At 44.2% G+C, this 12,861-nt stretch carries 7 protein-coding genes, 1 tRNA gene, 1 rRNA gene and 1 other RNA gene; all 10 read right to left on the bottom strand.

Annotated features, from left to right (window positions below; all coding sequences use genetic code 11):
- Positions 1 to 8: 8 nt before the first annotated feature.
- The 10 genes from dpdF to eno all read right to left on the bottom strand — a co-directional run bounded on the left by dpdF (position 9) and on the right by eno (position 12,831).
- The gene (gene dpdF / locus QQZ12_RS14525) at positions 9 to 2,621 is read right to left on the bottom strand and encodes a protein DpdF (protein ID WP_284724575.1); all 2,613 of its coding nucleotides are present in this window, start codon (positions 2,619 to 2,621) and stop codon (positions 9 to 11) included.
- A complete protein-coding gene (locus QQZ12_RS14520) occupies positions 2,621 to 5,920 on the bottom strand; it encodes an SNF2-related protein (RefSeq protein ID WP_284724574.1) in 3,300 nt (1,099 codons plus the stop codon). The genes dpdF and QQZ12_RS14520 overlap by 1 nt, the downstream gene beginning before the upstream one ends.
- A 381-nt stretch (positions 5,921 to 6,301) precedes the next feature.
- Positions 6,302 to 6,377 (bottom strand) — tRNA-Thr (locus tag QQZ12_RS14515).
- 13 nt (positions 6,378 to 6,390) lie between these two features.
- Positions 6,391 to 6,754, bottom strand: a transfer-messenger RNA (tmRNA) gene (ssrA, locus tag QQZ12_RS14510).
- Between the two features lie 91 nt (positions 6,755 to 6,845).
- Positions 6,846 to 7,313 (bottom strand): SsrA-binding protein SmpB, encoded by a 468-nt coding sequence (gene smpB / locus QQZ12_RS14505; protein WP_022737568.1) that lies wholly within the window; start codon positions 7,311 to 7,313, stop codon positions 6,846 to 6,848.
- A 139-nt stretch (positions 7,314 to 7,452) separates the two neighbouring features.
- A complete protein-coding gene (gene rnr, locus QQZ12_RS14500; RefSeq protein WP_284724591.1) occupies positions 7,453 to 9,789 on the bottom strand; it encodes a ribonuclease R in 2,337 nt (778 codons plus the stop codon).
- A gap of 61 nt (positions 9,790 to 9,850) precedes the next feature.
- Complete coding sequence (locus QQZ12_RS14495; RefSeq protein WP_102993495.1) at positions 9,851 to 10,597, bottom strand: alpha/beta hydrolase; 747 nt, start codon at positions 10,595 to 10,597, stop codon at positions 9,851 to 9,853.
- Between the two features lie 306 nt (positions 10,598 to 10,903).
- A 5S ribosomal RNA gene (gene rrf / locus QQZ12_RS14490) occupies positions 10,904 to 11,018 on the bottom strand.
- Positions 11,019 to 11,125: 107 nt separating this feature from the next.
- Positions 11,126 to 11,359, bottom strand: coding sequence for a preprotein translocase subunit SecG (gene secG / locus QQZ12_RS14485; protein WP_054095753.1), 234 nt, complete (start codon positions 11,357 to 11,359; stop codon positions 11,126 to 11,128).
- A gap of 185 nt (positions 11,360 to 11,544) precedes the next feature.
- Positions 11,545 to 12,831: a phosphopyruvate hydratase gene (gene eno, locus QQZ12_RS14480; RefSeq protein WP_022737564.1), complete on the bottom strand. Its 1,287-nt coding sequence runs from the start codon at positions 12,829 to 12,831 to the stop codon at positions 11,545 to 11,547.
- Between the last annotated feature and the right edge of the window lie 30 nt (positions 12,832 to 12,861).

Below are 12,861 nucleotides of genomic sequence, written 5' to 3'. Positions count from 1 at the left end.
ACCTTCCTCTAAATTAATTTTAAATCAAGTGAATCGGCTTGCTTTTTCATATAATCATCTACTTCAAAGGGGATAGCATTGACTAGATTATCCAGAGTACGACCTTCATCCCGAATCCACAAGTTTGTTTCTGCAATATGAATAACTACTGCCCCAGTTCGATGTTGATATTCCTTTAACCACCGATAAAAGTGATTGTTCACTGCTTCATTTTCAGAGTAAAAAATAGCCATATGCCCTTCTAAAAAAAATTCAATGGGGTCTTTTTCATTCTCTATGAACCATGAATCTATTTCATCATAGGGGAGAATAGTATGGGCTAGCTTTATTTCTTCCCATGGTAGTTGTTCAATAATTCTCTTTTTGGCATCGCTGTCCAGTGGTGGCAAGAGGAACACGGATACATTCGCTTTTAATAGTTGTCGCATTAGTTCAGCAATCATTTCAGGCTTTGAACGTTGAGTATGATCTCCTATCAATAAGACTTCATTACTTCCCCAAACATAATTAGAAAGTGGTCCCACAATCTCAGTTCTAGTACTAGATATTGCGCTTCGATAAGGAATCGATGTTTTTTGCTTCATATATAAGGTTTCCGATCCGGTTCGCCAACAATATGGACAGCCACTACAAATTCGTTCTACATATGGATACATATTACTAAAAAAAGTAGAAAAACAGTGATCATTCCCTTGATCAATCAGCTTCTTCATTTGTGCTAATTCTTTATTTATCCTATCGCGCTCTTGCTTACGATATGGCTCTACAGCCTCATACAACAACTTAGGATCATTAATTGTTTCATAATCAAGTACTTTGACGAGAATTTCCCGATTGCCATTTTCATCATGTATTACCTGTTTAACATCTATAAATTTATGACGATACAAAAGAAGTAACAACGACTCATTCCAGTCCTGATTTTGTTTCCCTGATTGTGTCCCTTCTAAGTGAGAAGGCTGCACACTCATTCGAATCCAATATTCATCCGAGAGGTCGGTCTTCGTAGAACGAGAGAAAAGACGATCCCATCGCTCTGTTAACGTCTCAGTTGTAATAACTGCATTGCTCATTAATCCGCGAGCTACTTCTTCATCCTGTGGAACAAAACTTAACAAACTTAATGATGCTAATCCATCCCTTCCTGCTCGTCCCACCTCTTGATAAAATCGATTAATACTTTCTGGCATACAACAATGAATAATTGTACGAATGTCCCTTTTATCAACACCCATTCCAAAGGCTGAAGTAGCAATCATGATATCGATCTTATCTTCATTCCACCATTCCACAATTCTTTGTCGCTCTCCTCCGCTAACATCTCCAGTAAAAATCTCTACCGACCGGTACCCCTTCTCTCGAATCAGATCACGCCACTTTTTCGCGTGTTCTTTTTTACTAACATACAAAATGATTGGTTTCGGCAACAAATGAATACTATTAACAATTTTATTGTATCTAATTTCCTCACTAATAGATGTATCTAGCAAATATGTGGGTTCAGGACGAAGTTGATCACTGCGAACTTCCGTATAATGTCCCGGCTCAGAAAATAACTCTCTCAATATTTTCGCCGTCCAATCAGTCACTGTAGCAGAGAGTAATACCGTCTTAAGACGACCTTTACTCTCTTCTAGCAAGCGCTTGCGCCAAGCAGATAGGAGCTGAAACTCTGTTCGGAATTTGATCCCCCAATCCACAACAATATGAGCTTCGTCAATGACTAAACGATTAATAAAACCCTTCCTTGCAGCTTGCATCACTACATCATTTAATCCTCTATTCATTAATGCCTCTGGAGATGTAAACAAAACAGGGATTGTCCCTTCTGACAATGATTGAAATAAATTAGAACGTTCCTCTTTCTTCATATCCCCTACATATGCTTGTGGCATAAAACAGGTATCTGAAACTCTTGAAAAAAAATCTTTTGCTGCACGACACTGATCCAGTGCTAAAGATACGGTAGGAACAACTACAATAGTCGTTCCCGCTTTGTCAATCGCTCCACGCAGAGTACCTCCTTTGGTTTCGAAAAAAGAAGGTAAGAGGCCCACTAAGCTTTTTCCTCCACCTGTGGGCAGACAAGCCAATAAAGTATCTCCCGGTTTCATATTCATACTGGCTTGAATCATTAGTTTTTGTTCCCTAGAGGTATATGAAACATATCCTGTCATTCCATACAAGAGACTATCACCCATCTGCTGCTCTTGCTTCCGTCTCCGCTCAAGCTGAAAGATAGGATCAAGTTTTTCCCTTTCTGGTAACCAATCAGGCCATTCGTCCAAAATATCTACTTCATTCACCGAATCAATATGCAAGCCACAACTATCAATAGCGGGATTTAATTTTCTAGCCAATTCACTAGAAACAGTAACTCTAGTACGATACATCTCGATAAATTGTCTTAACAAGCTAGCTACATCATAAATAGAAGAAGTCTGATCCAACTCTTTCTCTACATGATCCAAATGCTTAAATAACCGGATAGCACAAAAAGAGCGTGAGTACTCTATCTCATCCATTTTTCTTCTATATCGTTGTAATAGACTTATTCCCTCATGTATTGATCGATGACCGTTTAATACTTCCTGAACCAAATGGTAAACTTTATTATGCATTATTCTATCACCAACCTAACAAAAGCTACTGACTCCAGACGAACAATAGGATCTTTCAAACCTTGGAGTAATGCTTCATACATCCGTCTCATACGCGATTCACTTTGTGAATGCTTTTCATGAGATCCATAATAGATAAGTGCTGCTTTTTGTGCACTTAACATTGTCTGAAAGTCATTAGTAGCACGTTTTAAGTCGATTTCATTCTTCAACCTTTCGTAGACTTTTTGTTCACTCTGCTCATAAGCCTGTTCAAATATTGACTTCCAATACTCAGGCGGATATTGCTTTTTAAAGCATGTGATGCTTCCATTTCCTCTTTTCCCCAAATGAACTATACGTGATTTTGATATATGTGGATTTAGCCAAGAAAGTACAGTTTGGTCATCTACATCATCTTCTTGAAGACTTTCTGTCGTATAAATATGTTCTAATGGCAGATAGCCTTGTGCTAGTGCAATACTTTCCAGTGGTTCTTTTAAAGCTAGCAAGTAATTCGGATTAAGCGCAACAGACCATGTAAATATGAATCCTTCCCAATTTAATTCTGCTCTACAAATCGTAAAAGCAGTAGAACGTCCACTATCCATTTCATAAGCATTATTAACAATAGCTTCGAAAAAGGGATCACCTGGTGCATAAAAAATTAAATCTTCTCGATTAACAGCAATACTGCGATTGAAGGTTCCTCTAACTTCGCCTGTTCGCTTTGCTCTTCTTCTTGCTTCTATTAAGTCGGGGGGGATAAATAAAGTCTTTTTCATCGAATTAATAGATGTTTGTTCAGGGCGAAAAACAACAACTTTTCCCTTTTCTGCTGAACTGCTTCCGAGTCCTGTCATAGAAGACCATTCCAACATGGTTTCAGCAAGTTGTTGTCCATTTTCGCGCTCAAACTTCTGAATAAGTCTCATTAATTGCTCTTGGACATGCTTGTCCAACTGTCGAGCCATATCAAAATAACGTTCTTCTTCTACTACCGCACGCATTTTATCCAGCTGTTTTTGCATCTTAGGAAGAATATTTCGCAACTCATACCGGACATCTTTATATAGAGCTTGGACGATTTCCTCTTGAATCTCACCAATGGCAATTTCTACACCACTGAGAGACTCACGAAAAATATGCAGTCCTTGATCCCAAATATTAAATAAGTCATGCTCTAGTGTTTGTTCTGTACAGAATACAATAGAGCGTACTTCCTTTTCTCTCCCAATGCGATCCAATCGGCCAATACGTTGTTCTAAGTCAGTAGGAGACCATGGTAGATCGAGATGAAGAATTTGATCAGCCATTTGAAAATTACGTCCTTCTCCACCTAATGAATCGCACAGCATAAACCGACAAGTCGCCTCTCTTTGAAAACGATCCACTGCTTCTTGTAATTCCTGATCACTCTTCCCATCATAAAAGCTAACAACAGCGTTTGAGCCATACTGCTCCTTTAATATCTTTTCAAATGCACGAATCGTCTCTGTCCAAGAAGAGAAAATGACTAACTTCTCATCAACTGTATAAGCTGATATATAATCAATAGCTTTCATTAAGCGACCTTTAATCAAATCAGGATCATCATATAATCTATTAATTTGGGTAAACTCTTGCTCTGTTGCTCGATGCCAACGCTCAGCATAAAAGCGAATGGTTTGCAAATACTCCCTTTCTCCATCCTGAATTGGAACAAATGGACTACTTATCGGTACACATTTGCTCTCAATCATTTTTTCTCTGTTCTGTATCACATTTAACAACGCATACGGGGAGCTAAACATAGCACTTAAAAAGTATTTAGCATAATCCCCACCATTGATTACTTGTTGGTTTATATAGTGCAAATATTCCAGTAGGGAATCATATACTTCTACCTCATAAAAATTCTCATCTCCGCCTCTCATTTCATATGACATGAAATCAAAAACGCGTTTAGGTAACTTATCACTAAGCTCTTTCCGACGATGACGAATAATTTTACGCTCAATTTGGTAGTGCTCAGCAATATAAGCTAAAGCTAATTTCACTTGATCAAGTCCTTGATCTTCAGAATCTGGATTAATTTGATTTACAATGCCATGTAGAATTGGATCTGCTAATCGATCAGCAATCTCTTCTAGCTCCTCGACATATTCTTCAGCTAATTCATCTTCGATATAATCAGGTAAATCGCGCATCATACGATATACTTTTTTCCGCAGATAATCTTGTTTTTCTAAAAGGAATTTAAATCTTTCTTTGGACATTTCACCATACTTTTGTGGATCGAGTAGCGCAGCTAATTTTAAAAATTCTTCATGACGTGATTGTATCGGTGTAGCACTTAGTAAGAGAATATGTTCCACTCTTTTACTAAGCATAAAAATCTGCTTATACTCTTCTTCTCTTCTTAATAAACGATGAGTCTCATCAATCAGACATAGATCCCAATGTAATGAAAGAACTTTTCTCCCTTGAGCAGTATTTAACTTTTCCAATGGAAAAATAATAGCTTTCTCACTTTCCAAACAATCCTCAGTCTTATAAACTGAAAAGTCCGTCCAAAACTTGTACGATAATTCATTACGCCACTGATATACTAGCGATTGAGGTACAACTAATAAAATTCGTAACGAACCTAAACGTTTCTGCAATCCCTTCATAATTACAGACGCTTCTATCGTCTTCCCTAATCCAACTTCATCAGCTAACATATAACGACAGGGTGTATTCGTAATAGCACGAACAATTGTATCAACCTGATGTGGCAACAAAAAAACTCTTGAACCAATTAAAGTTTCGAATCCAAACGTGGCATTTTTTAAGCTGTGTATAGAATCTGCTACTACTTGTCGATGAAGATACCAATTTGGATTATGCAGTTCGTAACTTAGTATTTGATCTTTTACATCTGAGTCACCTCTAGTGAAAAAAGCAATAATCTCAGCTTCAGATTCCAGTCTAATAACATTTTTACCATTTACTTTATGCTGAATATAATAATGGTGGAACCCATTTTCATCCGTATGAGAAAAAGAAATTAAGCGCGCATTTTTATCACTGCTTTTGAGTAAGACATCTGTATTTGGTAAGATTCTGACCTTTTTCACTTGCTCTATTAGGTACTTCTCTACAGGTGGGAGATTATATATTTCATATAAATCGCTCTTTTTTTCTGGAACATAAAATCGAACCTTAACCTCTCCATAAAATACATTTATTTCTATTACTTGTCCTAGTGCAAACCGTCTCGGTTCATTCGTATACTCATCTTCAATTGGACATCTTACATACATCCCCAATTTAATATCTGTATTAGCCAATGGCACCTCTGCCACCCTTCTTCTCATAATAAGTTAAAGATCATATTCATCTATCAACAGTAGATAAATATAGTTGTCTAGAGCTAATTGCATCAAAATTTATTGTATCTATATACATTCAAATAAATAATTCGTAAACCAGGGCGTCTTTCTGTCCAATTATTTTATCATTTCCTATACAGCAGATATGACTTTGGACAATCTACTATCATCACTATTCCATCTAATAGTCGTTATTGATCAAATATTAAAGTTATCTATAAAAAATCATATTAACATCTATTATATATTATAAATAATTAATAATATTATAATCATAACTGCAACTAGATCCAATTGAGCAATTAATTTAAACACAAAAAAAGCCCGACATCTCGGGCTTTGGTTTGGTGCTGATGACAGGATTCGAACCTGCGACCCCTTCATTACGAGTGAAGTGCTCTACCAGCTGAGCTACATCAGCATATTGTATTGGTTGGTGGAGGCGAGCGGAGTCGAACCGCTGTCCGAAGACATCGCCACGCCAGCTTCTCCGAGCGCAGTCACTGTACTAAGTGTTCGCCTCGATAACTGCCCAGTGACAGGCGTTTATAGAGACTAGCCACTTGAGATTCGCTTTCTGACCAGTGGCCGATCAGGCAGCTAGCCCACTAAGGTATGAGACCCGACAGCTCCACATGGGCGATGGAGAAGCGGATCCTGGTCGCTTAATTAAGCAGCCAGAGCAAAGTTTTCGTTTTTGCCAGTTACATTTGGCATTTGCGTGATTAACGAGAGACGCAACCCCTCGGCTCGCTACTGACGCTCGAACTATCCCCGTCGAATCCCAAGAACGCCCCCGGAATTCAACTGTTTGTCGAGCAAATATGTCGATCACAGTTTTAGATTATAGCAGGGTTCCATGCATTATGCAAGGGGTTATTTCATTTTTTTATCGCATGTTTTGTTCTTTCAAGCGCCGTTGAATCATCCGATCCGTTTCGCGCTTCGCTTCGGTCGCCCGCTTGTCATAGAGCTTCTTCCCGCGCGCCAGTCCAAGCTGGATTTTGGCGAAACCGTTTTTCAGGTGCACGTCGAGCGGAACCAAGGTCAACCCTTTGATCTTGGTAATACCCAGCAATTTGTCAATCTCACGTTTGTGCATGAGCAATTTGCGAGTGCGAGTAGGGTCGACGTTGAAGCGGTTGCCTTTGTCGAAGGGGCTGATATGCATGCCAACGATAAAAACTTCCCCTTTGTCGATCCGGGCATAACTGTCTTTGAGTTGTACTTTGCCTTGGCGGATCGATTTGATCTCCGTCCCGGTGAGAACGATGCCGGCTTCGAATTGTTCTTCGATATGGTAATCGTGAAATGCCTTTTTATTTTTGGCAATGATTTTAGATGATTTGCTTCCCATCGTTTTCACCTCAGCCCTCAAAAGTCGTGCAACCTACATTTTATCAAAAAGTTTGGGAAAGAGTCAATGCTTGATGGCCATGGCAATGCACAGTGGGAAAAGGAAAAAGCCCGCAAGCCTGGCTTTTTCCTTATTGTTGTCATTTCTTCTTGCTCTTGTTGCGATAGGTTTTCTTCTTTTTCTTTTTTCCTTTTTTCTTGCTGTCTCCGTTTTTCTTGGCGGCAGTATCTTCCCATTTTACTTCATAGAATTTGCCTTTTTTGCCTTTGGTGGCGCGAGCGGCGTCGGCATCTTTGTTGCGCTTAAATTTCTTCTTCTTTCCTTTGGCTGGGCGTTCAAAGCGCTCATCGGAGAAGTGCTCCAAGAGTTCGAAGTCCACTTTGCGTTCGTCGATGTTAACACCGCTGACCTTGATACGCACGCGATCTCCAATCCGGAAGATGCGTCCGGTTCGCTCCCCGATCAGGCAGTAATGGGATTCATCGTAACGGTAATAATCGTCAGTCAGGAAGCTGACGTGGATCAATCCTTCAATCGTGTTCTCCAACTCCACGAAGATCCCAAACGAGGTGACGCTGGAGATGATGCCTTCATACTCTTCCCCGATTTTATCCATCATGAACTCAGCCGCTTTGAGATCGTTGGTCTCCCGCTCGGCGTCGACAGCGACCCGCTCGCGGATGGAGGATTGTTGGGCTGCGTCAATCAAATAGGCGTTTAATTCGTCGATCCGCTCGACGGTTAACGCCCCTTTCTCCACGATTTCGCGGATGACGCGATGAATCAACAGGTCGGGATAACGGCGGATGGGCGACGTAAAGTGCGAATAAAAGGGCGCCGCCAGGCCAAAATGCCCCACGTTTTCTGTCGCATACTTAGCTTGCTTCATCGAGCGCAACAATACGGTGCTGATCACATGCTCTTCCGGCTTTCCGGATATTTTTTCCAGCAAACTCTGCAAGGCATGCGGGCGGACTTGATCCGGCTTACCTTTTACCGAGTAACCGAAGCTGGTGATAAACTCATAGAAATTCTTCAATTTCTCAGCATCGGGATTCTCGTGAATCCGATAAACAAACGGCACTTGCAGATTAAAATAATGTTCCGCCACTGTCTCATTGGCTTTGAGCATGAACTCTTCAATCAGTTGCTCGGCAATGGTGCGGGGCCGTTTCACCACATCCACCGGCTTACCTTTTTCATCGACAATGATTTTGGCTTCGGTGAAATTAAAGTCAATCGCTCCCCGACTTAGGCGCCGCTTGCGCAGAAGCATCGCCAAGTCAGCCATCAGGCGGAAATCATCGACGAGCGGCCGGTAACGCTCGATCAATTCCGGATCTTCGTCGACGATAATCTTCTTGACGTCGGAATAAGTCATCCGCTCATTGGTTTTGATGACGCTGGGGTAGATTTCGTAGTCGACCACATCGCCTGTGGGGTCAATTTCCATGTCACAAGTCATGGTTAGGCGGTCCACTTGTGGGTTCAAGCTGCAAATGCCATTGGAAAGGCGCTTGGGCAACATCGGAATCACCCGGTCAACGAGGTAGACACTGCATCCCCGCTCATATGCTTCCCGATCCAGTGCAGACCCTTCCCGGACATAGTAGCTGACATCGGCGATATGGACGCCTAAACGCACATTACCATTGGGCAACCGCTCCACTGACACAGCATCGTCCAAATCTTTGGCGTCTTCGCCGTCAATGGTCACCATGTTTCGCCCGCGCAGGTCGCGCCGCCCCTTCAGGTCTTCTTCGTTGATCGTTTCCGGTATGGCCTCCGCTTCAGCGATCACCGCTTCTGGGAACGCTTCCGGCAATCCATGCTTGCGGATGATGGACACAATGTCAACGCCGGGATCATTGCGGTGACCTAAAATTTCGATGATCTCCCCCTCGGCCGAATGACGTCCGGTGATATGGTGTAGTTTCACCACGACTTTCTGGCCATCACGGGCATCCATCTGCAATTCGGGAGCAATGAAGATATCAGCGGCAATGCGTTTGTCGTCCGGAATCACGAAGCCGAAGTGCGAAGACAACCGAGAAAACGTCCCGACGATTTTGTCCCGTTTCCGCTTCAGAACACGGACGATCTCCCCTTCCGGACGGCGGCTCTCCGTCTTGCTCTTGTGAATTCGCGCCAAAACCAAATCGCCATCCATCGCGCCGTTCATATCATTGAGATGGATATAAATATCCTGTTTGCCGGGCGTATCCGGGATGACAAAGCCAAATCCCTTGGAACTGCCCTGCAAGGTGCCGCGGATCAGGTTAAACCGCTCCGGCACGCCGTACCGCTGCGTGCGCGTGCGAACGATTTTCCCATCCGCCTCCATGGTCTCTAAGAGCTCGGCAAACGCCTCCCGCTCCTCTTCCGCCACCTGGAATTGATCGATCAATTCAGCCAGGGTGAGCGGTTTGTACGCTTGTTCCAGCATAAACTGCCGAATCTGCTGTTCAGTCAACATCACTTCATCCGCCCCCGGGGCCTACCAAGGCCCCAAAGGCAGACTGCCACCTCACTTTCGTCTAGGACGATCGTTCCAAGATAAATTGCTCTATTTCTTTAAACAACTCATTGCGCTCGCGATCCACGGTGATGATGTGTGTGGATCTCTCATACCACGAAATCTCTTTATCCGTTGATGAGATATGCTCGTAGATGTAATCGGCGCTTTTCTCCAGAATGAGTTCATCCTTGCCGGCCTGCACGATCAGCGCCGGCACCTTCACTTCCGCCAACTGGCTTTTGACATGGCGGATCAACCGTGTCAGTTCGGCCACACATCTCACCGGCGTCCGGTCATATGGGCACAGATGCGCCTCAATATGTGGGTCGCGATGACTGGACCGTTTCTTATAACGATAAAAAGGAGCCACCACCCGAGCCAAGAACGCCCGCCGATCCCGGATATAGATAGGGGCACACATCGGAATCACGCCGTCTACTGGTTTTTGCGCCGCCAACGCCAACGACAGGCAGCCACCCATCGATAATCCCGCCACATACAATTTCTCAAGCGGCTCCGCACGCATCCTGTCATACGCGTCTACAGCACTCTGCCACCAATCGCGCCAACCGGTCCGCTCCATCTCCTCCGGACTGGTGCCATGGCCAGCCAAAAGCGGCGCATGGACAGTGTAACCCCGGTCTTTAAAGTATTGCCCCATCGGTCTCAATTCTGAGGGAGTTCCGGTAAACCCATGTAACAGTAGAATGCCCGTTTTTCCTCCTGGATAAAAAAAAGGTTCTGGAGATCTTTGTACAGTCTTCATTGACGTTCCCCACCGTTCGATTTGCATGAATGTTTCTAGATCATCTTAACGATAGCACACCGCCGCCAATTTGCAACAACTACGTTTCCCGTTTACGGTTACGGGCACGCCCTCATTATAAAAATTACCCATTTTTCGCAGGGAATAACGGTTCATTCCCATTTCTCCCGGGTGATCCCTCCCATTCGGCCCAAACACCAAGCTGTTGCCAAAACAAAAAAAGCTTCGGGGCCAATCACGGCACCCTGAAGCTTTGGTCCAGTTATAAAAAATAAAAAAGCCACTCACACTGAGCGGCTTTCTGTGGCCTGGCAACGACCTACTCTCCCAGGGCTCATGCCCAAGTACCATCGGCGCTGGAGGGCTTAACTTCCGTGTTCGGTATGGGAACGGGTGGATCCCCTCCGCCATCATCACCAGACATCTTACATTGATTATAATAACAAGCATCTACGAAGAATGCAAGAGGTTTTTATAAAAATTTCTCCCCAAAACAAACAGCCGACCAAAAACATCGGCTGTATTGCTTCATTTTACGAAATATCCAACCACCAGCGCCATCACCATGAACAGGAAAGCCAGCACAGCCGTCGCTTTGCCGAGGAAAGCATCAAAACCGCGCGCTTTCGCTTTTCCCATCACATGTTCCGCCCCACCGGCAATGGTTCCGGACAATCCCGCGCTTTTACCCGATTGGAGCAATACAGCAATGATGAGAATCACACTGATGACTGCAAGGACAATTTTTGCTGCGAGTTCCACAAGCGTCCCTCCTTGCTTCTATTCCACTGCATTGACTTTAACACATTTGACGCTTGTTTTCAACGAAAAACAAACGGTACCCATCCATTCAATCGCCGCTTTTAAAAAAAAGAGAAGGTTCTCGTCGCAATGCGCGATGAGAACCTTCTCCCTTATCTCGATCTGCCAAACGGCGTCTCTTCTTATTAGCCGCGCAGGTTGTAGAACGCGGTACGGCCAGGATATTGGGCAGTGTGACCCAATTGGTCTTCAATGCGGAGCAATTGGTTGTATTTAGCCACCCGGTCAGTGCGGGATGGTGCACCGGTTTTGATTTGGCCAGCACCGGTCGCCACAGCGATGTCAGCGATAGTGGTGTCTTCGGACTCACCCGAACGGTGGGAGATGACAGCGGTGTAACCAGCGCGTTTTGCCATCTCGATAGCGTCAAACGTTTCGGTCAGGGTACCGATTTGGTTCACTTTAACCAAGATGGAGTTACCTACACCTTTTTCGATCCCTTCAGCAAGGCGCTCGGTGTTGGTTACGAACAGGTCGTCACCGACAAGCTGCACTTTTTTGCCCAGGCGTTCGGTCAGTTGCTTCCAGCCTTCCCAATCATCTTCAGCTAGACCGTCTTCGATGGAGATGATCGGATATTTGTTGGTCAGTTCTTCGTAGAAGTCGATCATTTCAGCGGATGTGCGGGTGATGCCTTCGCCTGCGAAGTGGTAAGCCCCATCTTTGTAGATCTCAGTGGAAGCCACGTCCAGAGCCAGCATGACGTCAACGCCCGGTTTGTAACCCGCTTTTTCAATTGCTTCCACGATGGTGGACAGGGCTTCTTCATTGGACTTCAGGTTCGGTGCAAAACCACCTTCGTCGCCTACGCCAGTGCTGTATCCTTTCGCTTTCAATACCGATTTGAGGTTGTGGAAGATTTCTGCGCCCATGCGGATCGCTTCACGCATGTTTTCAGCACCAACGGGCATCACCATGAATTCTTGGATATCCACGTTGTTGTCGGCATGTGCGCCACCGTTTAAGATGTTCATCATCGGCACCGGCATCGCTTTGGCGTTAAATCCGCCCAGGTAGAGATAAAGTGGCATTCCCAAAGCATCAGCAGCTGCGTGCGCTACTGCCATGGAGACACCCAAAATCGCGTTAGCACCCAGGTTGCCTTTGTTCGGCGTGCCGTCAAGTTGGATGAGGGCATGGTCAATCGCTACTTGATCCAGTGCATCCATCCCTTCAATGTGAGGAGCGATCACGTCGTTTACGTTTTGCACGGCTTTGAGCACACCTTTGCCCAGATAGCGCCCTTTGTCGCCGTCGCGCAATTCTACTGCTTCATACGCACCGGTGGAAGCGCCGGATGGCACAATGGCGCGGCCGATGGCACCAGATTCAAGTACCACTTCTACTTCTACGGTCGGATTCCCGCGGGAATCCAGCACTTCGCGAGCATATACATCCATAATGGTCGTCATGGAACATTCCTTCTTTCCTCAAGATGTGAT

The organism is Laceyella tengchongensis (assembly GCF_900182735.1).
GTDB classification, from domain to species: Bacteria; Bacillota; Bacilli; order Thermoactinomycetales; family Thermoactinomycetaceae; genus Laceyella; species Laceyella tengchongensis.
This window is presented reverse-complemented; position numbering and strand designations above follow the sequence as displayed.

Coding starts and splice junctions, on each gene's coding strand:
- QQZ12_RS14495 (WP_102993495.1), bottom strand. CDS start 10,597: ATGAAGACTGTACAAAGATCTCCAGAACCTTTTTTTTATCCAGGAGGA.
- rnr (WP_284724591.1), bottom strand. CDS start 9,789: ATGTTGACTGAACAGCAGATTCGGCAGTTTATGCTGGAACAAGCGTAC.
- dpdF (WP_284724575.1), bottom strand. CDS start 2,621: ATGCATAATAAAGTTTACCATTTGGTTCAGGAAGTATTAAACGGTCAT.
- eno (WP_022737564.1), bottom strand. CDS start 12,831: ATGACGACCATTATGGATGTATATGCTCGCGAAGTGCTGGATTCCCGC.
- smpB (WP_022737568.1), bottom strand. CDS start 7,313: ATGGGAAGCAAATCATCTAAAATCATTGCCAAAAATAAAAAGGCATTT.